Source organism: Teredinibacter haidensis, from assembly GCF_014211975.1.
In the GTDB taxonomy this organism is placed as follows: Bacteria; Pseudomonadota; Gammaproteobacteria; order Pseudomonadales; family Cellvibrionaceae; genus Teredinibacter; species Teredinibacter haidensis.
In genome coordinates this window covers 3,849,240-3,870,948 of the sequence record NZ_CP060084.1, presented here as the reverse complement: position 1 = coordinate 3,870,948, position 21,709 = coordinate 3,849,240, and the positions used below count along the sequence as shown (strand labels likewise).

Genomic DNA, 21,709 nt, shown 5'->3' with positions numbered 1-21,709 from the left:
AGATATACGTATTAAATTAGTCTTCGCTCTTTGCTGAGATGCAGCTAGCAGAGGTGCCTGCAGTGTCTTGCCAAAAAGCCATTTCACTATATTTTTGAAAAAGCTCTGGCGGTAATATGCTGCGCCGAGCTTTAAACGAAACTTCTTTCCTTACCGTATGTAAACCTTTTGCACCAATGCGTTCATCAAACTCACCAACTTCGTAAGAAACATTGTTGAAATCGTGATCGAAGGCTGGCTCCTCTATGAACTGGTACAAAAGCTCCATAGTTCGTCCCGGAAATTGGGTTAATAAATCGTAATCAATCAGCAGTAAGCGATCCGAGTACTCACCGTAATAAGCTTCTTTCAAAGAAGTCCATGCACTGCCAAAAGTTCCAAGATGGTTTGCTAAGGAATCACAGCGTGAATACACTGTTTGACGTGTTTGAGGGGAATACATTCGGCTGTAATCAAAAGGGTTTTTACGATAAATAGCTTCAAAACTGTCTAATATCCATGCAGGATTTCTTACACAACAAATAACTTTAAAATTGTCAAACAATTCAATTAATTGATGCAATCGCGCGGTCCATACTCGGCTAGTATCGAATATGACTGTTTTGTTATTGGCAATTTGCTCTTGGTAGTAGGCGTTAAATACTGCACTACAAATCGTTTTGCGTTTTTCGGTATTAAAAAAAGAATAAAACTCGCTACCTGCCCCCATTTGTTCTAAACAGCCATTCATAAGTGAACTGACAGGGCTGCTCATGCCCGCATAAAAAGAAGGGTTTTGGCGGAGTAAACCCGCAAGCAAAGTTGACCCGGAGCGAGGAAGGCCCGAAATAAAATGATTCTTTTGCAAAAGAACGATCCTTTAGAAATTAGCGTTGCACTTTAGGATAGTAGAATTTACATCGAGCGTAAGCTGAAAAGGGAATAGCAGCGGTTTGTCGCTGCAGCTTATCATTCACGCCTAAGCGAAGACCGGGGTTTTAAGAAAATGGAGCCCTACATGGCCATGCTTTATATGGGGATATTGTTGGCGCTAGACCAACAAATTGTTTCTGCAAGATTGGGTTCTATGGAGCTTGATATTGTTGGCGCAAAATACAAACCGGTATATCGCGCTTGGCTCTGTCAGGCGCTACACACGGCGCGTATTCTTTCTGCTGGAACCTTTAGTTGCTCGATTAAATAGACTTTAAAAGATTCTTTGTAGGGTTGTTGTTCTGCGGCCTTTTGCATGCATAAAATCCAGGCATCCCTTTCCGCGGTTCCAATAGGCAGATGCCTGTGGGCCGAGGGAATTATGATACTACCGAAATGTTCGGAGTATAATTTTGGCCCGCCCAACCAGCCCGATAAAAAGTACGTAAGCTTTTTTCTTGAGGCTGTAAGATCACTCGGGTGCATACTGAGAATGATTTTAGCTTCTGGAAGGGTTTCCATAAAACTATAGAACGAATCGACAAGCCTGGTGAGGCCGGGTAGCTCGCCCGCTGCTCTATATGAGGTTTGTCCTATGCCATATTCTACTGTGTTAGAGCTCATGTCAGGTCCTATGTTTGTACAATGCATAACGGCCGATTGACGCCGTTACAGGGTTAAATTATTTAATAATAAAATATTTATGCACACCTTAAAGACGAATTATGGCAAGGACAATGGCTTGGTGTTTATTGTTGTGGCAGCGGTTCTATCTGCTCTGGCCAGGCTATGATAGGCCCGAAGGGATGTTATTGAGCAGTTCCCTTTTTCTACCTCAACGGCACTTGCAGGTAGGTAATGTCTGCATCGTGTGTATCTGGTCGCTGCCCTGCGCGCAGGTTTAATTGCAGTGCATGCCACATTAACTTCGGTGTTTTTATTTCGGGTTCTTTTTGCTGTTTGCGATAGACAAATTCTGTTGCCTCGAAGGGGCTAAAGAGCTCGATATTGTTTTGTTGTTGCAAGGCTATGGTTGTTTCGAACTCCAGTTCTCGCGCTTGACGGTTGTAGTCGTGGCCGACAAACAAACGGGTATTTTCCGGTAGTGAGAGAATTTTTTTGATGGAGTGATAGAGAGCCTCGCTATTGCCATTGGGCAGGTTTGTTCGCGCTACGCCAATATCCGGCATGAGTAGCGTTGGCCCAACAAATAAACAGTCTTCGATCAGGTGGGCCATGCACGCCGGACTGTGTCCTGGGGTTGCAATCGCCCGGCATTGAAGTTCTCCGAGCTGGTAGTGTTCTGCATCGTTAAACAGGTGGTCGAAATAATCGCCGGGTGTGGATACGCGCTTATGGATTTCCGAGTAGTCGGCGAGCCAGTCGATAAGGCTTTGTACGGCGGCGCTAATGCCGATTTTTCCGCCGAGCCGAGCTTTTACGTAGGACGATGCACTGATATGTGCGGTGTGAATTTGTGTTTCGAGTATCCATTTGAGCTTTAGTTCTTTCGCTTCAATAAAGCGAATAATGGTCTCCACAAATTGATAGCTGAGTTTACCCCGGGAAAAATCGAAGTTGGCTACGCTGTCGATAAGCGCGCATTCTTTCGTGCAGGGGTCGCACACTATGTAAGAAAAGCTTTGCGATTCGAGACAATAAAACGGGGCAATATAGGGTTGGTGGCTGGCACAGTCTTTTGCTGCGGCCTGCTGGTCGGGATAGGGGTGCTGTGTAGGGCTCATTGAATGTGTTATCGGCAACCGGTTGTCTGCTCAAAAAATAAATGTCGTTTTACCTCAACGCAGAAGCTGTGCCAATCGCGCAAGATGCCGCTGTTGTAAGCGGTGCAGTGGTTTCCCCCGCTTGACACGGAAACCATTAACTGCCATTTTTGTCCCATTCTTTGCCAATTCTGTCAAACATTTTCATTATGAATCGAATAGCGACTGCAAAAGACGACGGCCATATCGAGCTTGCGCGCATGCTGGAGGGTTTTGAGTATCCAGCCATTTTATTAAATGGCGATTATGAGATTCTCGCGTTTAATCAGCTTTACCTCACGACCTTCGGTGAGATTGATCTGCGGGAGCGCGGTCACCGTTGTTACGAGGTTTCTCACGGCTATACGCAGCCTTGCGATCAGGCCGGTGAGGATTGCCCTCTGAGTAAGGTGCGCGAAACGCAGAAAAAAGAACGGGTTTTACATATTCACCAAACCCACAATGGGCATGAGCATGTGGAAATTGAAATGCTGCCCATCGAGGATAAATCCGGGGCGGTCGTTTATTTTGTCGAGCTGTTGAAGCCCATTCCTTTGGCCAGCGGAGCGCGGGCGAGCCAGTCGATGGTGGGTAGCAGCCCGGCCTTTGTGCGTATGTTGGATCGTATTGCTAAGGTGGGTAAGTCGTCTGCGGCGGTACTGCTGCTGGGCGAAACGGGAACGGGTAAGGAGCTGGCGGCTAAAGCGATTCATCAGTCCAGCCTGCGCAAGGATAAACCGTTAATTACTTTGGAGTGTTCCGGGCTTACCGATACGCTGTTTGAAAGTGAACTCTTCGGTTACACCAAGGGCGCTTTTACGGGCGCCAACAGTAATAAGAAAGGCCTGGTAGAGCTTGCCCACGGCGGTACGTTGTTTTTGGATGAAATTGCCGATGTGCCTATTAGTATGCAGGTAAAGCTGCTTCGCTTGTTGGAAAACCGTACGTTTCGTTCACTGGGCAGTACCGAGGTGAAAAGCAGCGATTTTCGGCTGATCTGTGCGACCCATAAAAATATTCATCAGTTGATTGCGCAGGAGCGTTTTCGCCTGGATTTGTATCACCGTATTAATGTGTTTCCCATAGCGTTGCCGCCCCTGCGCGAGCGCCTGGAGGACGTGCCACAGATCGCCAAAGCGCTGCTGGTACAGTTGGAGCCAGAGCAGGCGTTTTACCTGACAGACTCTTCGATCCAGTTGCTGCAGGAGCAGCCGATGCCCGGCAATATTCGCGAGTTGCGCAATATACTGAATCGCGCGGTGGTGTTGGCAGAAACCAATATTATCAGCCGTGAACTGATTCTGGAGTGCCTGGAAGCCCCGGTGACGCCTGCGCTGCCTCAGGTCGCGAGCGCAGGCGATGGGTGGACGGATCTGAAAACGCAGGAGTATCAATACCTTGTGCATATGCGCCAGGCGTTTCACGGGGATATCAAAAAAATGGCGCAAACGCTCGGTATTAGTGAACGCTCGCTATACCGCAAAATGAAGGACGTGAAAGACTGGCAGAGTCTTTAGTCGCTTTATCGCTTGTAAGACGGTTGCTTAGGGCCACTCCACCACAAACGCGCCGCGTAAATCGCCTGCGCTGTAACCCACCGCCTTGTCGCTAGGGTAATGTTTGCTCAGCGCCGCCTTAACATCCTCCTCCAGTGCATTGCCGTGGCAAGCCAGGCACAGTGGTTGAATGGCGATACCTTTGTAATAGCGGGTGTCGGTGGTGATCTCCAGAGGGGTAGGTTTCTCGCTGGCGTGAATGTTGGCCAGTTGCCGCAGGATGTTACTTTCTTCTTTGTCTGCAGCGGCTAAAGGGTTGCGTGCTTTATCGGATATACGTTTGACTAAAACCTCGTGCCGCTTGCCAATGGCACTGGCAAGCGCCGGAGCCTGTTCACTGCAGACATCTATGGCCTTCACGAACCCACCCTCGCTTATCGCCGCTTTTAACTTTCCCCCCAGCGTTTTATGAAACTCTTCGACGATTGCCCGGGACTGTTCCAGCCGTTTGGAATCCAGTTTTTCAGCGGTCGATGGCAGGGCGGTGAGCGCGATGGTCAGCATCAATAAGGGGTATCTCATGGGCTTCTCCCGGTGCGTTTTGGACGATATTGGCCATTAGTGGTGCAGCAGAGATTGTGCCAAAGAGCGCCGGCGCCCGGGTGTGGCACTTACCCGCCGGGTTGATACGGGCGGCTTGGGCGCGAAGAGCACCTAGTGGTGGGAATAATTGCCGAAATTGGCAGTCTTGGTTGTCAAAATTGTCAGCTGGGTTAAGGAAGAGACAATTTTTTAGCGCGTAAACGCGTGTTTAGCCGCCCTAAATACGACTTGAGTGTCTGGCCTGTAAATTGCTCCATTCAATATATAAGCATTATCTAATTAAATGCTCACTGTCGCCTTTGGCTGATTCTTCCATTCACTCTTTGTTTTATCGACTATGACAGAACCACAGCAATCCCCTGCTTTATCAACACCCGCATGTCCATCTGCCATGATGTTTCGGCAGCGCCTGGGCTTTTTTCCTATCAACCTCTTTACCATCACCATGGGCCTTGGGGGTTTGTCCATCGCCTGGGAAAAACTGGCGGTGGTGACTCGTGCTGCCGCTCCGCTAGGCTTGTTGTTAGGCTCGCTGAATAGTTTGGTTTTTCTTTTTTTGCTGGGCAGCTATTTGTACAAATGGGTTCTTCACCGCCAGAGGGCAGCCGCAGAGTTCCAGCACCCTGTGTTGCTGCACTTTTTCCCCGCTGTTTCCATTTCCCTGCTATTGCTTTCGGTTTTCTGGCAGAAAAATACGTCGGTGGCTCTTGCCTTGTGGCTGGGTGGCGCGGTGATGCAATTGAGTTTAACGCTTTATGTGGTGGTGCAATGGCTATCGCGCTCGGTCTTTACCTTGGCCAGCAGTAACCCCGTTTGGTTTATTCCAGTGGTAGGGAACATTATTGCGCCCATTACGGGTAGCTTCTTGGGGTATACGGATGTCAGCTGGCTGTTCTTTTTTATCGGTCTGATTTCCTGGGCTCTGCTCACGGTGATGCTGGTGTTTCGGCTACTGTACTTCGCCCCGCTGCCCCCGCCCCTGGTACCTACGCTTGTGATTTTTCTGGCACCGCCGTCAATAGGTTTTGTGGCCTATACCGCGCTCACAGGCGTTTTGGATATTTACGCCAAGGGCCTTTTTAGCATCGCTGTTTGTATTGCTCTTGCATTGGCGGTTCAAACTTTTCGTTTTGCCCGCTTGCCGTTTTCGCTGTCGAGCTGGGCCTATTCGTTTCCGCTTGCGGCTTTGACCATCGCTTTTTTTCAGTTTGCGCAGTTAAGCGGAATACTTTTTTGCTGGTGGATCGCCATTCTTTTACTGGGGGTCACAACGGGCATTATTGCCTGGCTGACGCTTAACACGCTTAGAGCCTATCGATGCAATAAAATATGCGTACCGGAAGCCCCTATCAATACAGCTTCACAACCTTAAACCCAATGATTAACGCTAAGCGGAGCACTGGTTTATGAACGAAACCCTGGTTGAATTATCGCGCTGGCAATTTGCGATAACAGCGATGTATCACTTTATTTTTGTGCCGTTAACGCTTGGTATGACGTTTATGCTGGCGATTATGGAGTCGGTGTATGTGATGACCGGCAAACCGATTTATCGGGAGATGACCAAATTTTGGGGCAAGTTGTTCGGCATTAATTTCGCGATTGGAATTGCGACCGGCATTACCATGGAGTTTCAGTTCGGTATGAACTGGTCGTATTACTCTCACTATGTCGGCGATATTTTTGGTGCCCCGCTGGCGATTGAAGGGCTAATGGCCTTTTTTCTGGAATCGACTTTTATTGGTCTGTTTTTCTTTGGCTGGGATCGCCTGTCAAAAGTGAAGCATTTAATGGTTACCTGGTGCGTAGCTCTCGCGAGTAACTTTTCGGCGTTGTGGATACTAATTGCCAACGGCTGGATGCAAAATCCCGTGGGCGCCGAGTTTAATCCCGAAACCATGCGGATGGAAATGAGCAGCTTTGCGGAACTTATTTTTAATCCCGTGGCGCAGGTTAAGTTTGTACACACGGTATCGGCAGGGTATTTGACCGGCGCGATGTTTGTGTTGGCCATTTCATCCTACTACTTACTGCGCAATCAGCATATTGCATTCGCGCGGCGATCGTTTGCAATTGCAGCAAGCTTTGGCTTCGCTTCGGCTCTCTCGGTAATTGTGCTGGGAGACGAAAGTGGCTACGAATTGGGTGATGTTCAAAAGGTAAAGCTCGCTTCGATCGAGGCGGAATGGCGTACCCACGAACCACCGGCAGCCTTTACCTTAATCGGCTTTCCCAACGAAGAAACCCAGCACACAGACTACGCGATAAAAATCCCCTATTTAATGGGGTTGATTGCTACACGGTCGTTCGATGAACCGGTACTGGGGCTCGCCGACTTAAAAGCGATGAACCGTGAGCGAATTGTGCGCGGTGCAGAAGCCAATCGTCTGTTGGAAAAATTGAAAAGTAGTGGTTTAAGCGAGGCGGAAGAAAAGCAGTTCGAACACGCAAAGAACGACCTCGGCTATGGTCTTTTACTGGAGCCGTTTGCAGAGGATATGACGCAGCCGAGCGATGCGGCGATTGAGCAGGCCGTGGACTACAGTCTGCCCAAGGTGGCTCCCATGTTTTGGGCGTTTCGCATAATGGTTGCCTGCGGTTTTTTTATGCTGCTGGTTTTTGCCTTGGCCTTTTGGTACAGCGCCCGGCACTCCATCACCAAGCCGAAATGGTTGCTTAACCTAGCGCTGTATAGCCTTCCTCTGCCGTGGATCGCCAGCGAAGCGGGCTGGTTCGTGGCGGAATACGGTCGCCAACCTTGGGCCATTGCTGAAATTCTGCCGGTGCATACGGCCGTATCCAATTTGTCGGTCAGCGATGTTGTGACTTCGCTGCTGACCATTGTCGTGTTTTATACCGCGATGTTTATTGTCGCGTTTTATTTGATGCTGAAATTTGCCCGCAAGGGGCCAGCGGTGGAATCTATTAGCGATCAAGGAGCACAGTTATGATGGATTACGAAACCCTTCGTGTTATCTGGTGGTTGCTGGTGGGCGTGCTGTTGATCGGCTTTGCTATTACCGATGGCTTTGATCTCGGTGTTGGCGCGCTGTTAACGCTGGTGGGAAAAACAGATAACGAACGCAGAGTATTGATCAACACCATTGGCCCCCACTGGGATGGTAATCAGGTGTGGTTTATTACCGCAGGCGGCGCCATTTTTGCCGCGTGGCCACTTATTTATGCCACCGCCTTTTCTGGGTTTTATTTGGCGTTAATGCTGACTTTGGCGGCGTTGTGGATGCGCCCTCTGGGCTTTGACTACCGCAGCAAAATCGATAATGCGAAATGGCGACAGACCTGGGATTGGCTGTTGTTTGTCGGTGGTTTAGTACCTGCACTGATCTTTGGCGTGGCCTTTGGCAACTTGCTGTTGGGGGTGCCTTTTGAAATGGACAACCACTTAAAGGCCACCTATACCGGATCCTTCTTCGGTCTACTGACGCCTTTTGCCCTGCTATCCGGTGCGGTTAGTGTTGCAATGTTAATGATGCACGGCGCAACTTGGCTGCAGATGAAAACAGACGCGCAACTACGCAGCCGGGCAGAAAAGGTGGCCATGATTTTCGCGCTGGCGACCAGCGCCCTGTTTGCACTTGCAGGCCTTTGGGTGGGCTTTGGCCTGGACGGCTACACCATTACCTCACTGGTGGATGGTGCCGCGCCCTCTAACCCGTTGACGAAAACCGTGGAAACAGTCGCGGGTGGCTGGTTGCATAATTACGGTCAGTATCCCTGGATGATGGTGGCCCCGGCACTGGGCGTTGTTTCGCCTTTATTTGTGGCGTTGCTGTCGCTTAAGCGCCTGGCTGGCTGGGCCTTTGTCGCCAGCGCGCTTAGCCTTGGCGGCATTATTCTTACTGCGGGCTTTTCCATGTTCCCCTTCCTTATGCCCAGCAGCACCCTGATAAACGCGTCGCTCACGATCTGGGATTCAACCTCCAGCTATTTAACCCTCAGCATTATGTTCTGGGTTGCCATGGTGTTCGTACCCATTGTACTGACCTACACGGCCTGGAGCTTTTACACCATGCGCGGGCGTGTCAGAGAGAGCCAGATCATCGAGCAAAGCCATTCCCTGTATTAATTTTTGGAGGATAGAATAATGTGGTATTTCACTTGGATTCTCGGCGTATTACTGGCCTGCTCATTCGGGATTATCAATGCGATGTGGCTGGAATCGACCGAGGATATGGACAGGGATGCGGAATAGATCTGCGTGAACGGAATAAAACCTGGCGGCGAGGCAACGGATAAAGCGCTGCTTGTCTGGCTCGAGAAACAGTCGCAGCACTTTTCTGCTGAACTTAACGGCCTTACTTTTCTTGCCGCGGTACAGTTTATGGTGCAACTGCTGGGCTTTTACTTATTGGCGGGAATAGTCAGCTGTTTTATCACCTTAAAAGTGCAGCCAACGCTACAGGAGATCGGGATCCTGGCGGTGGTTTTTAGCGTGCAGTTGTTGGTGGTCGCCCTGCGCTACCGGCAGCAATTGCGCTTGTCGCGAAAGGTATTGGAGCATTTTCATCAGCGCCTCAATCAAGCATTGGAAAACCAGAGCCTCGCGTTGATTCGCGATTACTCTGTTGCAAGTTGGCAATCGTTTTTCCTTAAACGGCTACCGGCTGTTCAGCAGTACTTTTGCGATTATCTTCCGCAGCGACGGCTGTCTGTGGGTATTCCTCTTGTTGTATTGCTCGTTTGCTTCCCGATCAGCTGGTTGGTAACGCTGTTGCTGGTAATCTCGGCTCCGCTTGTTCCTCTGTTTATGTGGATCGTGGGCAGTGGGGCCGCGGTGGTACACCGTCAGCACTTCCACGCGCTGGAGCGATTAAGCTCTTTGTTTTTGGATCGCCTGCGAGCGCGACAATTACTGCAGCTGCATCGGCGTGTTGGTGCGGAAGAAAGGCTCTTTACCGAGGCCTCGGGCGATCTTAAAGCGCGCACACTTAAAGTTGTGCGTGTTGCTTTTCTATCGTCTAGCGTGTTGGATTTTTTCTCCACGCTGGCACTGGCGCTGGTTGCCGTATTTGTTGGCTTTAGCCTGCTTGGGCTTATTGGTTTTGGCAACTGGCAAACGGGTATTGCCTTACATGATGGGCTGTTTGTATTGCTACTGGCGCCGCTATTTTTCAGCGAGCTAAAAACACTGGGTCGATTTTACCACCTGCGTGCGGAAGCGGTTGGCGCTGCCCATGGTTTAAAACCCGTGATAGAAACGCCGAGCCCGCGTTTCCAAATTGCTGAAGATGGTGGTTTGAATTTAAGCGGCTTTGAGGTGTTGGCCAATAGTGGAAAGAGTCTGGTTCGGGCAGAAAGCATACGGCTGGAGCCGGGAGATCGAGTGCTTTTACAGGGGCCTTCCGGGGCCGGTAAATCTATTTTTCTGGAAGGTCTGATTGGTTTGCGGCAGGTAAAGGCGAACAGTGAACTGCGTTTACTCGACCGACGGAATATTGGCTGGTTGCCACAAAAACCTATCGTACTGCCGGGGAGCATTCGCGAGAATCTCTGTCTCGGCAAAGTTTTTTCCGAGCGGCGTATTTTAAAGGCGCTGGAAACGGTTGCGTTAAATTCCTGGCTGGCACAGCAGGAGAACGGTTTGGATACGCTGATGGGTGACTACCCTCCGCTTTCCGGCGGACAAAAACAACGCCTAGCCATTGCGCGCCTGCTGTTGTTCGATAAGCCTATTGTATTTCTGGACGAGCCGGGCGCACATCTGAGTGATGCGCAGGCGAACCATATACATTCAATCCTGGAAACAGTATTTGTCGACAAAACGATTGTCTGGGTTTCCCACGACTTAGCTGAAAGCCCGTTTTTTAATAGACGATGGTGGATTGCGGAAGACAATACGCTGGTGGAAACCGAATGCGGAGGTCAGCTGTGCGCTTGAGAGGAATGTTAAGCGTCGCTACTTTGCTGTCTGCGCTCAGCGCGCTTTGTGCAATCGCGCTTTTGCTGCTCTCCGGTTGGTTTATTTCTGCAACGGCGTTGGCCGCTGTAGGCGGTACAGCGCTGACCTTTAATTACCTACTGCCATCGGCGGCAATACGCTTATTGGCCTTTTTGCGCATATTGGCCGGTTATGGCGAAAAATATTTTGGACACGATCAGCTGTTAAGTGATTTAAACCGCTTGCGGGAAAAAGTTTTTCGGGTCGTGATGCATAGCGGTACCGGCAATCCGCGTGCGATGGAAATGGAGCGTATCGAAAACGGTACGAATGCACTGGCCAATAGTCAGTTGGCTGTTTTTAATCCCGTGGTCTCGGGTGTTGTCGTGTTTTCACTGATTTGTACTGGGCTTGTATTTTGGGTTGCTGCCCAAGCGCAATACATGATCTTGACCGGTATTGCATTTGTTCTTCTCTGCTTATTACTGTTCTATTTGTTGTTGCGCGAGCTGCTACATTATCGCGCGCTGACGGCACAGTACCGCGCTGTATTGGCTTATACGCTGGAGGCATCTCCCCTGTGGAGCTTGTCTAATCCTTTTCGCCACTTAAAAAAACAACAGGCAGCTTGGAGCCGCGAGGGCCTGAGAATAAAACGGCTTGAGATGGCTGGTGAATGGCTTTTGTTGGCCACGTGTTTGAGCGTACTGCTGCTGGTGTTAGTGGCTGCTCCGAATGAACTATTAGGGTCACCCCTGTTCGTTTTATTGCCTTTGGTCTTGCTCGCCGCGCCGGAGTGGTTGGGGCCGGTTTTGCGTACAAGCAAACCGGCTGCAGATGCGCTGCTCGCAAAAAAAGATCTGCAACAATATCGGTTCGACGCGCAAGCGCTGGAACCAAAAACGGAGAGCGACAATAAGCGCTTGCCGGCCATCGCGAGGGCGAGGCTCAGCGATTTCGCATGGCAGCGCGAAAAGATACATGGACTTGCGCTTAGTGTTCAATTTTCCACGGGGCAAATTATTCATATTAATGGCGATTCCGGCAATGGTAAAAGTTCTCTCCTATTGGCACTCTGCGGCCAGATCCCGGCGCTCGGTGACTTGGCGTTCTACGGAGGTGAGGGTAACTCGATCACTATTGATGAAGCGCAGGGGAAAATATTTTACAGCGAACAGCAACCCAGTGTGTTGGCGGCAAGCCTGGCGCACAATTTGCGCGTAGCCGATCCCGACGCGGGTGAAGACGAGTTGCTACAAGCACTGGATTTTGCCTGCCTTTCGTATTTAAAACCCAAATTAGACGAGTGGTTGGGAGAACAGGGGCGGCTGTTATCGGGGGGAGAACGAAAACGGCTGGCAATTGCTCGCGCCTATCTTTCGAAAGCTGATATGTGGTTGCTTGATGAGCCGTTTGAAGGCTTGGATAAGCAAACAAAAAAGGCGATTTCACAGAGTATTTTTCAAGCAGCGGCAAACAAAATTATCTGCATCGCTTCGCATCAGCAACCCTCAGGGTTTAGTTGCGACAAGACGATTGACCTACACAGTGAACCACACAGGAAAAATTAACAATTTTTGGACGTAAACAAAAGAGACGTAAATTATGACTACCGATTATGAGAAAGTTCGCAGTGATATTCGAGGCTATAGCCGTGAGCTGGCGAAGATGGAGCCCGATACGATGGGCGCTTTTTTTTCCATGTCCAAGGCGGCATTAAAAGACGGTGCTTTAAGTGAGAAGGTGAAGGAATTTATCGCGCTGGCGATTGGTGTAAGTAAACAGTGTGAGGGCTGTATTGCGTTCCATGTCAAAAATTTGAAAGATCTCGGTGCTACGCGTGAAGAAGTGGGCGAAGTACTGGGTATGAATGTTTATATGGGCGGTGGCCCTGCCTTAATGCATGCGGCTGATGCGTTGCGCGCTTTTGATCAATTGGAGGCTGAAAGCGAAGCTAAATGAAAAAGGAGTGTTCCAATCAACTGGGTGAGGGAGGGAACTGTATTTGCCCGAAGTGTAACACCAAAATTTCGCATAAGTCGGGTGTACGCTGCCAAGCTGAAAAGTGCCCCGTGTGCGGCGGTAAAATGCTTCGCGAGGGATCTCCACACCATGAAATGTTTTTAAATAGAGGACGAAGCTAAACGCGTCGCGCAGCTTATGAAAAAATCCCGCGTAAGCGTTGCGGGAACAAGAGGGACAGACGGTAATCGCCTTTAAATGAACGTTGGAGAGACCTGAGGGATTAGACCATCAGCTACTCTCCGACTTTAGCGAGTGGGGTTTTCTTTTGTTAAAATCTCATGCGGAAGCTGAGCGCGGGCTGAATGCCCATATCCTGAGTTTCTTCAATATAGACATTGTCATCAACGCTCTTCACTTTTTCGTAATCGAGGTTGCGCTCACTGACGTTGGCGTAGTTGAGGGCATTTAGAATATCGACTATCAATTCTGCGTCCTTACCAAATACGGTGGTATCCCACTGAAAGCGAATATCCAATCGGTTGTAATAGGGTAAGCGTTCAGAAAATGGATCGCCGTAAACGGGTAATACGCTGTCTTCAAACCAAGGGTTTTCCTGTATACCTACAATCGGGGTGTCGGCCTGCCCGCTGCGAATGGACCAGCGCCAACCGATATTAAAGCGCGGTCGGAATTGGTAATTCATTACCCAGTTGGCAATAAACGGCGTATCCAGATTGTAATCTTTTGTTTCTCCGGTGCTTAAATCGGTGCGCTCACTTTTACCGTAACTTAAAGCTATCCAGCCCCACCACTTATCGCTGCGATTTTTATTGAGCATTAGATCAAGCCCTTGAGCTTTACCTTCCGTTTCGTTCACATAGCGTAGATCGTCGGTGGGTATGGCGCGGGGTAGGTTCTCCAGGGTTTTATAGTAAGCTTCCACTGAAACGCTCCAGCCGCCGTCAAGCTCCTGTTCGATGCCCAGCGTGTAGTGCTTTGCTGTGGGGGATTTTAGAAGCGGGTTGCCGGTTTCAGGCAGAATGGTTTCCAGATCGGGAAACCGGTTGTAGCGACCGGCCTTGGCCGTTAGCGTTGTGCCTGGTTTTAGATTCCAGGCGGCTGCGATACGGGGGTGGTAAAACTCTTCTTCGGTGAAGTCATTTGTTTGGTACTGCACGCCTACATCAAACTGCCAGGCGTCGGATGGAGACCAGATCCCGTTGAGGTAGTGACTTACTTCCTGCCGCTCTTGTTCGTTTCTAACCGTCACGCGTTCGCCGGTTCGGTTTTCGTCGCAATTTGCCTGGAATTCGGTGCAGACAAATAGCATGGCATCGAAAAAATAGTTGTGTTCGATGTTGGCCACCTGGCTGCCGAGGTTAAGGCGGAAGCTTTCACTTAGCGCGGTACTGTAGCGGGCTTTTAAGGTTGATTGCTTCGCGCGGATTTCGTTTACGTAGCTATCGCCCCAATATAGGTTGGACTCATCATCTAATAGCCCGTAACCGAGGGTAAATTCAGTGCCTTTGTCATTTGCGTATTCCCACAACACACTTTGACCTGAATATTTCTCCTCCACTTTGGCATCACCAGCAAAGTCGGGGTTGCTGGCAACAAAATCCACTTCATCGGTGATCTCCGCTTCGGCATCGTCGCCGGCACCGTTTGCGGATAAGGTCAGGCGGTTGTTGTCATTTATTTCCCAGCTGTATTTGGCTTGGTAATCACGGTCTTTCGGTACTCTGGTAAAGTTTATACCGTCGTCAGAGATATCCTCTTCACTGACAAAAAGGTCCAGCATACTCTGCCGGTAGGAGAGGTAAAACGCCGAGCTGTCGGTTACGCCGCCTTCTAGGAAAACGCCAGTACGCAGCATGGATAAGTCGAGAATTGCCGAAAGCGGTTTGTTTTCCGGCTGGCGAAGTCTAACGTCGAATACGGCGCCAGTGGCGTTGTTATATTCGGGGCCGAAGCCCGCAGAATACATTTGGAAATCGTGAAGGATATATTCGCTGAAGATTGAAACGCCAAACTCGTGGAAGATATAGCTCGCCGGTAAAAAATCCACTTCAAACTGGTTATCGCTGGGGCTTGAGCCCCTCACCGCGGGCTTCTGACCATCGGAATAGATAACACCAGGGAGTGCAAAGATGGCAGAGAGTGGGTCGCCCATTGCTCCGGCGGTATCCACCAGCTTTTCGGTATCCTGGGTAATTAGGGTATAGTCCCCCTGGCGTTTTGAGCCCAGAACTAACAGCTCTTCGAGCGGTGCGTTCTCATTGGGGGGCTCGTCTTCGCCAGCAAACAGGTTCTGGCTGAGTGCAGCGCAAGAGAGTAATACGCCTTGGCTAAACCGTCTTTGTTTCACAATGATCCTCCTTTTTTTAGTTAGCGATATGCTGAATACGGGCATTGTTGGGGAGATCGCTGATGGTTGCTGTATCCGTTTGTTCGGGATTGTTACAAGGTGTTGCAGGAGGGCTTAAGGGTGTGAAAATGGAAACATTCTGTTACAAGAATTAGCGGAAAGCCCTTTAGAATACATAAACGAAACTCAAACTAGAATTTGTATGTCATGAAACCTTATTGCCTTTGGCTAATTACCTTTGCTGTCCAGTGTGCAGCGTTACCCCTCTTTGCAGCAGATATCGCTAGCGATGTTCGCAATGGCGGTGCGCGTGAAACAGAAGATGGAGGGTCGTTCGAGCTGGGCCTAGTTGCCGGCTACGAGGGCAGCCCCCTGCGCTGGAAACAGGCGGAGGAAGGCAGTGGTACGGTTTTTGATATCGATGGCTCTGGCGAATATAGGAAAAACGGCTTTTTTGTAGAGGCGACGCAAGGCACGCAAGATGGGTTAAACCTCGGCTATACCTTTTGGCAACCAAACACTTGGCAGGTTGATTTTCTGGCGGGAAGTATGAATGGCTTCTACGAGTCGGAATTAGATGATCAGGTAAACGAAGATGATGATGAGGCTGAACGTAATAAAAAGATTTATGAACGCAATACCTTCTATTTGGGTACAGGCATTCGGGTGACCCGCTATGTGGATAAGTATGTCGTGCAGTATCGCTTGTTAACCGATACGCTGGACAATAACGGAGTGTCCAGCACCTTGCGGGTAGGTCGTGGCTGGCAATACCGCAATTGGAATTTTTATGGTATTGCCAGCGCGCAGTATAATTCGGCGAAAACGAATCATATGTGGTTTGGTGTGACTGAAAACGAAGCGACCAGCCGTTACCCCGCCTATAAACCCAACAGCACCTTGTCTTACAGTATGCTGCTAGGCGTTGTACGCCCTCTCTCTGAAAAATGGGTGTTTCGAGCCTACGCAGGATGGGTGCAGCTTCCGAAGGAGGCGAGACATAGTCCGCTGATCGATGATAGTGATGGCACCTATGCGCTGCTGACCATTAACAGAGTTTTTAGCTGGGGAAGCTAGAGCAGCATGGAAGAAAAGGGAATGTGTTTCGCTTTAATTTTTATTGTACTGCTATTGAGTACGTCTTCCGCTGTAGCGGAGCCTTTGACGGTTAAACCTCTTAAGGTCAAGCCCGAGCGTTGCATTGCATTGCATCAGGGGCAGTATTGCTACCAAACGTTAAAGTTTTCCTGGGTAATGGCGAATCCAAGCCGCTATTGTCTTTATATGAAAAGCTTCGATGAGCCTCTGGCCTGCTGGGATGGGCAAAGGTTACAGAGCTTCCGTTTTGAATTTAAATCGATGCAGGATGAAAGCTTTTTTATTCGGGATGAATCCACAAACCAGATGGTAGATGAGGTTAAGGTGGATGTGGCCTGGGTATACAAAAGCAGCAAAAAAGTATCCACAGGCTGGAGACTATTCTAATGCAGGAAAATATATTAGTTGTTGAAGATGACGCCTCTCTTGCCGATTGGATATGCGACTATTTAACTGATCATGACTATCAGGTTACCCAGGCTAATCGTGGTGATATTGCCGTTGAGCTGATTGAGTCTGATAACCCCGATCTTGTACTGCTGGATATTATGCTTCCTAAAAAAGACGGTTTTGAAGTGTGTCGGGAAGTTCGGCAGTTTTACACCAATCCCATTTTGATGATGACCGCCTGCAGTGAAGAAGCCGATGAGGTTTTAGGCCTAGAGCTGGGCGCCAACGACTATATTAATAAGCCGGTAAAACCTCGAATTTTATTAGCAAGAATAAAAGCGCTGTTACGCAGAACAGACAACAGTAGTCCGGGCTCCTATTCTCGCGTGTTTGGTGCGCTTAGACTCGATGCAAACTCAAAAACCGTAAGCTATAAAACTCAGCCCATTGCGCTGAGCTCGAACGAATTTGAAGTGTTGTGGCTATTGGCTTCTAATGCAGGCCAGGTGATCAGCCGCACTCAACTGATCAGCCAGTTGCGCGGCATTGAATATGATGGATTTGATCGTTCCGTTGATGTGCGAATATGTCGCCTTCGCAAGAAACTTCTTGATGACCCTCATAATCCCAGGAAAATAAAAACGATACGCGGAAAAGGCTATTTGTTTGCAGAGGATGCATGGGGAAATGCGTAAGTTAAGTTTGTCTCTTATTGTTGTGGTTATTGCTTCAATTGTTGGTCTGGGTTGGATTTTAAATCAGGTTTATCTCCATTCCACCCAGCATCAGGGTCAACCTGAATCGAACCCCCACCTTCGTTTTGCCGACGATCTTTTCGCTGTGTATAGCGCCAGCAATTATAAACGGGAATTTATTGAAAGTTGGAATAGTCGTAGTGATTTAAAGCTTGAATTGATCCCGTTGGACGATTTTCCCCTGCCAGAGCCATTATACGAAACGTTTGCTCTGGGAGAACGTCTGATTTTGGAATCTACCGAAGGCGTTGTTGCCCACTATGTATTAGAAGGTGGTGTAGACGTGCTTGCTATCGCTCTCCCGGTAGCGGACTATCAAAAAGATAGTCGGCAACTGGAGTTAACACTTACATTAAGTTTTTACGCAGGTGTTACAACTATTATCCTGATCTGGATTTGGCCGCTGATACATCGGCTAATGGCCTTGCGCGATACCGCTCGTTTATTTGGTAGAGGCGATCTGAGTAAGCGCGTAAAAATACTACGCTTTTCCTATATTCGTGAAATTGAACTTGAATTCAATCGTATGGCTGATCGCATACAGTCTCTAATTGAAGATAATAAATTGCTAAGCCGAGCAGTGTCACACGATCTAAAAACACCGCTCGCCCGGCTTAGATTCGGCTTGGATGCCATTGCTGAAACAGAGGATAAGAATCAAAGGAACAAATATGCCGAGCGAGTTAATCGGGATATGGAGGAAATGGAATCACTGATCGATACGCTTCTGCAGTATGCGCGGCTAGATGAAAGCCGTATTCACAAGAGTGAGGAAGATGTTGATCTGGCCAGTTTTACGCAATCCGCGATTAATAATTATGACACAGACAATATAGCGATCACCTTTCGGTGCAGGGCGGTAAATAGCTCAATCTTAGCCGATAAGCGTTACTTAGCATTGTTGATAAATAATTTACTCAGTAATGCCGCCCGTTACGCCAAGACGCAAGTATTGGTGTCTCTAACGCTAGAAAAAGATCACCTGCTACTGAGCCTGGAAGATGATGGAGAAGGTATTCCGAGGAGTGAACGCGAGCACGTTATAAAGCCTTTTTGGCGTGGGGAGAAGGGACAAAATAAAAAAGGCCATGGTATGGGTTTGGCCATTGTCTCCCGTATTGCCGAGTGGCATGGAGCCGAGTTGAGTATTCACGATTCAGAAAAGCTGGGGGGTGCGTTAGTACAGCTGAAGTTTCTCGCAGCGAAAATTTAAAATACGGTCTCGAAGGTTTTGTATGACGTTACAGGGAGTAAGTGACGTTTAGCCTGTGGAGGTAAGGCCGTTCAACGTTTGATTCTCAAAAACTAATCAGAAAAATTTTATTTATCTGGCGGGCGTTACCTGTGTCGGACCATTATTTTTCGCAATAACGGTTTCGATATTGAAATAGCAGCGATATGACGAACGGCTTTTCTCTTAATTACATTTATTAACGGTAACACATTGCAGTGGGTACGCGAGGTTGGGGTCTATTTCACGTTATTTTCCCCCTGAATATTTTGGTAGATGCGTACACAGTTTCGTCCATCACTCTTGGCATTATAAAGCGCGATATCGGCGTGCTCGAGAGCCACTTCCCAACTATGGTTGTCAATTGAGGCAACACCAAAGCTAACGGTGATGGGTGGTGTTTTGTCGTCAAGCTTAATGACCGTCATGGATTTTCGCAGGTTTTCAGCAAGTTTCATGGCGCCTTCACTAGAGGTGTTTGGGCAGAAAATAATAAACTCTTCCCCCCCCCAGCGGTCCACTTCATCATGCTCACGTACCTTGTTGTTGAGTAGATTGCCGAGCATAGACAGTACTCTGTCGCCGAGCAGGTGGCCGTAGGTATCGTTAATGGCTTTAAACCAGTCGATATCCAACATAATGATCGATGCGCGGTTGATATCAGAGGCGTTAAGCATTTGATCAATAACGCCATTAAAACCTCTTCTATTCAGGGTGCCCGTGAGTGGATCGACTACTGCCATCTCCTTGTATTTTTGGGACTCCTGTGTAATGCGTTCGCTTTTGTCTTTTTCTTCCTTGAGCAGACGCCGGTTCCTTGTATAGTCCAAACGGAGCTTGTAGTGTCTGGTAATACCTGCGCCGATCAAGCCGACAAACCAGAAGCTAAGCAGAGTCAGATACCAGTTTGCTCGAGAGATTAGTGGCCCGCTGAGGCTCATCATTTCGATTTCGAAATCGTGATCGCCAAACGGAGCTGGAAAGGGGGGATCAATACCAAGCGCAATAACATTGTTGAATTCAGGGCTGGACATTGCCCGGGGTAGACCGGACGAGCGAATCCACCATTCGGCTACCGCGAATTCAGTGAAATAAATATCTAAATCGCTACTGAGATCTTTAACGGGCAACAGCATGCTGTTGTATTTTGCGGAATTTCGGCTTGTGCCTACTTCAGAAAATAGTGGGCTAAAGTTGCGTATAAATAATCGGAGAATGTTCGCAGTACCGCAGTACCGCAGTACCGCAGTACCGCTGTAGTGCATTCGCAGATGGATAGTATCGTAGGCTGTTAGGTCTACCCCCTTTGACAGACCATCGCCCAATTGGATATTCATACCGCAATACTTGTAATTGGAGGGGGAGTCGTTATAGGTGCAGCGAAAAGTGTGTTCTTCCTTGTTTAACCAGGTCGCGATACTACTACCGGTGGTGTCGGAATAAACGCTGATCTCCCGTAGGCTGGGTATAAGCTGCAGAGTGCGTTGAGGTAGGTGGTCGTATAGCAAAACATAGGCCACGCTAAATGTTAGTGACAGGAAAAGTAACCTGAGTTTTGAATCAGTTATCGGGTTTTCCATTCAGATCAATACCAGATGTTTAACTGAGTATAGAGCAGACCTATCGGCTGCGCACATCGACATAGCAGCGGATGGTGTAATATGCAGCCGTCTATACGCTATGTTGGGAAATACAGATGTCTAATATCGAGATGCTTGGCTATATTGCCGCATGTTTTACTACCTTTTCCTTTCTACCTCAGGCGATTAAAGTTATTCGCACACGGGATACAAAAGCCCTTTCACTCTGGATGTACGCGGTATTTACCATTGGTATTCTCTTGTGGCTTGCCTATGGTGTAGTGCGTAACGATTCGGCGATTATTGTGGCGAATATAGTCACCTTTTTCCTGTCGTTTATTATTCTTTTCATTAAAGCTAGCAACGTCTATCGCGCGGTGGACAGTGTTGCTGCTGAACCAGATTAAACGACCCTACTGAGTATTTTCATGAATATAGAGCTTAGCCTCTCTGGGACGGCAATTATTGCACTATTTTTTCCATGGTGATATTAGCCGCCATACCAGGGCCGGGTATTCTTATAGTAGTTTCTCGCACGCTTAGCGGCGGTTTTCGGCATGGCATAAGCACTAGCGTCGGTATTGTGATGGGCGGCTATATCTATGTTTTTTGGCAGTATTTGGTTTGGTTGCGCTAGCAGATGTGTTGGGCAACTTGTTTATTGTTGTGAAATACCTGGGGGCGGTCTATCTGCTCTGGCTGGGTTTTCAGATCTTACGATCCAAATCCCGCTTTGGGAGATTAAGTAGTGGCAAGGCTGTTGACTACTCTCAGAGCTATTTTCCGGGCTTAATGACAACCCTGGGAAATCCGAAAGCGGTACTTTTCTATTTTAGTTTTTTCCCAGCTTTTGTGGATTTGGCCAATTTAAGCAGTGGTGATCTTGTTGTTATTCTTTTGGTTACGACCGTTGCTGTTGGAGGTGTAATGCTGCTCTACTCATTTGTTGTATATAAAGCCCACTCGGTAATGAAGTACACGGTATCTCAAAAATTTATTAAGTATGGCGCTGCTTCAGCCCTGATGGGGGGAGGCTTATTCGTGGCGCTTCGGGCTTGAATCGGTGCTCTTTCGTCGAGGTCAGCAATGAGGCATTGAAACGACCGTACCCCTGCTCTGGCGGTCTATGCCTGTAGATAGACAGAGGTATACTTACTTACCGGCGGTTGAGCAGCTACTGCAGAGGCAGTGTAATTCCAGCTGCGGGCTTTGCAGGAAAAATCCCGCCGCGGTTACGCTGTTTTGCAATGAGGTAGCGACGTCTTTGTGTATGCCAATCTCCTTTACAATTCCGCATCGGTCGCAAATTAAAAACTGGGGTACTTGGTGGGAGTGCTCACAGGCAATATGGGAGCAGGCGATAAATTTATTGGTAGAGCTGAGTTTGTGGACTAGGTTTTCACTTTCCAAAAATTCCAATATGCGGTAGATAGACATGGGTGGCAGGCTTTCGTCATAACGCTCACGCATGTCGTCGACCAAATCGTAAGCCGAAAGAGGTTTTTGCGATTCCAGTAAACAGCTCAGCACATGCTTGCGTTTATCGGTAAAACGGGTGCCGGAATCGTTGCAGGTTTGTTCCGCAGTAGACAGAATTTTTTTTATATTCATAAAAACCCAGTGTGGACATTGTCAGTAGCCGAGGGCTC

The 21,709-nt window shown here is 48.7% G+C and carries 20 protein-coding genes and 1 pseudogene; 14 read left to right on the top strand and 7 right to left on the bottom strand.

Going from position 1 to position 21,709, the window contains the following annotated elements:
- Positions 1–16: 16 nt before the first annotated feature.
- The 3 genes from H5715_RS15620 to H5715_RS15610 form a co-directional block, all read right to left on the bottom strand.
- Positions 17–847 (bottom strand): sulfotransferase, encoded by an 831-nt coding sequence (locus H5715_RS15620; protein WP_083607938.1) that lies wholly within the window; start codon positions 845–847, stop codon positions 17–19.
- A gap of 275 nt (positions 848–1,122) precedes the next feature.
- The gene (locus H5715_RS15615) at positions 1,123–1,536 is read right to left on the bottom strand and encodes a group II truncated hemoglobin (RefSeq protein ID WP_185906553.1); all 414 of its coding nucleotides are present in this window, start codon (positions 1,534–1,536) and stop codon (positions 1,123–1,125) included.
- 206 nt (positions 1,537–1,742) lie between these two features.
- Positions 1,743–2,657: an MBL fold metallo-hydrolase gene (locus tag H5715_RS15610; RefSeq protein ID WP_083608157.1), complete on the bottom strand. Its 915-nt coding sequence runs from the start codon at positions 2,655–2,657 to the stop codon at positions 1,743–1,745.
- A gap of 188 nt (positions 2,658–2,845) precedes the next feature.
- Between H5715_RS15610 and H5715_RS15605 the strand changes: the two genes are divergently transcribed.
- Complete coding sequence (locus tag H5715_RS15605; RefSeq protein ID WP_075187189.1) at positions 2,846–4,192, top strand: sigma-54 interaction domain-containing protein; 1,347 nt, start codon at positions 2,846–2,848, stop codon at positions 4,190–4,192.
- 27 nt (positions 4,193–4,219) lie between these two features.
- On the opposite strand, the gene H5715_RS15600 is transcribed toward H5715_RS15605, so the two are convergent.
- Complete coding sequence (locus H5715_RS15600) at positions 4,220–4,753, bottom strand: Tll0287-like domain-containing protein (RefSeq protein WP_083608158.1); 534 nt, start codon at positions 4,751–4,753, stop codon at positions 4,220–4,222.
- Between the two features lie 358 nt (positions 4,754–5,111).
- Between H5715_RS15600 and H5715_RS15595 the strand changes: the two genes are divergently transcribed.
- From H5715_RS15595 to H5715_RS15565, 7 genes are read left to right on the top strand one after another with little or no spacing between them, the layout of a single operon-like run.
- Positions 5,112–6,146, top strand: a complete 1,035-nt coding sequence (locus H5715_RS15595) for an SLAC1 anion channel family protein (protein WP_083608159.1) — start codon at positions 5,112–5,114, stop codon at positions 6,144–6,146.
- A gap of 34 nt (positions 6,147–6,180) precedes the next feature.
- Entirely contained in the window at positions 6,181–7,725 is a 1,545-nt protein-coding gene (locus H5715_RS15590; protein ID WP_075187054.1) for a cytochrome ubiquinol oxidase subunit I, read from the top strand.
- Positions 7,722–8,861: a cytochrome d ubiquinol oxidase subunit II gene (gene cydB, locus H5715_RS15585; protein WP_075187055.1), complete on the top strand. Its 1,140-nt coding sequence runs from the start codon at positions 7,722–7,724 to the stop codon at positions 8,859–8,861. The genes H5715_RS15590 and cydB overlap by 4 nt, the downstream gene beginning before the upstream one ends.
- 18 nt (positions 8,862–8,879) lie before the next feature.
- Complete coding sequence (gene cydX, locus H5715_RS15580) at positions 8,880–8,987, top strand: cytochrome bd-I oxidase subunit CydX (protein WP_075187056.1); 108 nt, start codon at positions 8,880–8,882, stop codon at positions 8,985–8,987.
- Between the two features lie 6 nt (positions 8,988–8,993).
- Entirely contained in the window at positions 8,994–10,673 is a 1,680-nt protein-coding gene (locus tag H5715_RS15575; protein ID WP_083608160.1) for an ABC transporter ATP-binding protein/permease, read from the top strand.
- On the top strand, positions 10,649–12,244 hold the full coding sequence (locus tag H5715_RS15570; RefSeq protein ID WP_175574311.1) for an ATP-binding cassette domain-containing protein: 1,596 nt from the start codon (positions 10,649–10,651) through the stop codon (positions 12,242–12,244). The genes H5715_RS15575 and H5715_RS15570 overlap by 25 nt, the downstream gene beginning before the upstream one ends.
- A gap of 34 nt (positions 12,245–12,278) precedes the next feature.
- A complete protein-coding gene (locus tag H5715_RS15565) occupies positions 12,279–12,635 on the top strand; it encodes a carboxymuconolactone decarboxylase family protein (RefSeq protein WP_075187058.1) in 357 nt (118 codons plus the stop codon).
- 331 nt (positions 12,636–12,966) lie between these two features.
- Here the strand turns inward: H5715_RS15565 and H5715_RS15560 are convergent, their stop codons facing one another.
- Positions 12,967–15,006, bottom strand: coding sequence for a TonB-dependent receptor plug domain-containing protein (locus H5715_RS15560; protein ID WP_083608162.1), 2,040 nt, complete (start codon positions 15,004–15,006; stop codon positions 12,967–12,969).
- 207 nt (positions 15,007–15,213) lie between these two features.
- On the opposite strand from H5715_RS15560, the gene H5715_RS15555 reads away from it, so the two are divergent.
- Genes H5715_RS15555 through H5715_RS15540 form a run of 4 tightly spaced genes read left to right on the top strand, consistent with a single transcriptional unit; the run spans position 15,214 to position 18,462 of the window.
- On the top strand, positions 15,214–16,083 hold the full coding sequence (locus H5715_RS15555; RefSeq protein ID WP_075187061.1) for a MipA/OmpV family protein: 870 nt from the start codon (positions 15,214–15,216) through the stop codon (positions 16,081–16,083).
- Positions 16,084–16,089: 6 nt separating this feature from the next.
- Positions 16,090–16,491, top strand: coding sequence for a DUF3019 domain-containing protein (locus H5715_RS15550; RefSeq protein WP_075187062.1), 402 nt, complete (start codon positions 16,090–16,092; stop codon positions 16,489–16,491).
- A complete protein-coding gene (locus tag H5715_RS15545) occupies positions 16,491–17,189 on the top strand; it encodes a response regulator (protein ID WP_075187063.1) in 699 nt (232 codons plus the stop codon). The genes H5715_RS15550 and H5715_RS15545 overlap by 1 nt, the downstream gene beginning before the upstream one ends.
- Positions 17,182–18,462, top strand: coding sequence for an ATP-binding protein (locus H5715_RS15540; RefSeq protein WP_075187064.1), 1,281 nt, complete (start codon positions 17,182–17,184; stop codon positions 18,460–18,462). The genes H5715_RS15545 and H5715_RS15540 overlap by 8 nt, the downstream gene beginning before the upstream one ends.
- Positions 18,463–18,719: 257 nt before the next feature.
- On the opposite strand, the gene H5715_RS15535 is transcribed toward H5715_RS15540, so the two are convergent.
- Positions 18,720–20,060, bottom strand: a complete 1,341-nt coding sequence (locus tag H5715_RS15535) for a GGDEF domain-containing protein (protein WP_075187065.1) — start codon at positions 20,058–20,060, stop codon at positions 18,720–18,722.
- 116 nt (positions 20,061–20,176) lie between these two features.
- Here H5715_RS15535 and H5715_RS15530 point away from each other — a divergent pair, with 116 nt between their 5' ends.
- Entirely contained in the window at positions 20,177–20,467 is a 291-nt protein-coding gene (locus H5715_RS15530) for a SemiSWEET transporter (RefSeq protein WP_075187066.1), read from the top strand.
- A 199-nt stretch (positions 20,468–20,666) separates the two neighbouring features.
- A pseudogene (locus H5715_RS15525) lies at positions 20,667–21,119 on the top strand (LysE family translocator); the annotation flags it as partial.
- Positions 21,120–21,212: 93 nt separating this feature from the next.
- Here H5715_RS15525 and H5715_RS15520 read toward each other — a convergent pair.
- The gene (locus H5715_RS15520) at positions 21,213–21,671 is read right to left on the bottom strand and encodes a transcriptional repressor (protein ID WP_075187067.1); all 459 of its coding nucleotides are present in this window, start codon (positions 21,669–21,671) and stop codon (positions 21,213–21,215) included.
- Positions 21,672–21,709 lie beyond the last annotated feature (38 nt).

Coding starts and splice junctions, on each gene's coding strand:
- H5715_RS15540 (WP_075187064.1), top strand. CDS start 17,182: ATGCGTAAGTTAAGTTTGTCTCTTATTGTTGTGGTTATTGCTTCAATT.
- H5715_RS15545 (WP_075187063.1), top strand. CDS start 16,491: ATGCAGGAAAATATATTAGTTGTTGAAGATGACGCCTCTCTTGCCGAT.
- H5715_RS15565 (WP_075187058.1), top strand. CDS start 12,279: ATGACTACCGATTATGAGAAAGTTCGCAGTGATATTCGAGGCTATAGC.
- H5715_RS15550 (WP_075187062.1), top strand. CDS start 16,090: ATGGAAGAAAAGGGAATGTGTTTCGCTTTAATTTTTATTGTACTGCTA.
- H5715_RS15605 (WP_075187189.1), top strand. CDS start 2,846: ATGAATCGAATAGCGACTGCAAAAGACGACGGCCATATCGAGCTTGCG.
- H5715_RS15595 (WP_083608159.1), top strand. CDS start 5,112: ATGACAGAACCACAGCAATCCCCTGCTTTATCAACACCCGCATGTCCA.
- H5715_RS15590 (WP_075187054.1), top strand. CDS start 6,181: ATGAACGAAACCCTGGTTGAATTATCGCGCTGGCAATTTGCGATAACA.
- H5715_RS15530 (WP_075187066.1), top strand. CDS start 20,177: ATGTCTAATATCGAGATGCTTGGCTATATTGCCGCATGTTTTACTACC.
- H5715_RS15535 (WP_075187065.1), bottom strand. CDS start 20,060: ATGGAAAACCCGATAACTGATTCAAAACTCAGGTTACTTTTCCTGTCA.
- cydB (WP_075187055.1), top strand. CDS start 7,722: ATGATGGATTACGAAACCCTTCGTGTTATCTGGTGGTTGCTGGTGGGC.
- H5715_RS15615 (WP_185906553.1), bottom strand. CDS start 1,536: ATGAGCTCTAACACAGTAGAATATGGCATAGGACAAACCTCATATAGA.
- H5715_RS15610 (WP_083608157.1), bottom strand. CDS start 2,657: ATGAGCCCTACACAGCACCCCTATCCCGACCAGCAGGCCGCAGCAAAA.
- cydX (WP_075187056.1), top strand. CDS start 8,880: ATGTGGTATTTCACTTGGATTCTCGGCGTATTACTGGCCTGCTCATTC.
- H5715_RS15600 (WP_083608158.1), bottom strand. CDS start 4,753: ATGAGATACCCCTTATTGATGCTGACCATCGCGCTCACCGCCCTGCCA.
- H5715_RS15555 (WP_075187061.1), top strand. CDS start 15,214: ATGAAACCTTATTGCCTTTGGCTAATTACCTTTGCTGTCCAGTGTGCA.
- H5715_RS15520 (WP_075187067.1), bottom strand. CDS start 21,671: ATGAATATAAAAAAAATTCTGTCTACTGCGGAACAAACCTGCAACGAT.
- H5715_RS15570 (WP_175574311.1), top strand. CDS start 10,649: ATGCGGAGGTCAGCTGTGCGCTTGAGAGGAATGTTAAGCGTCGCTACT.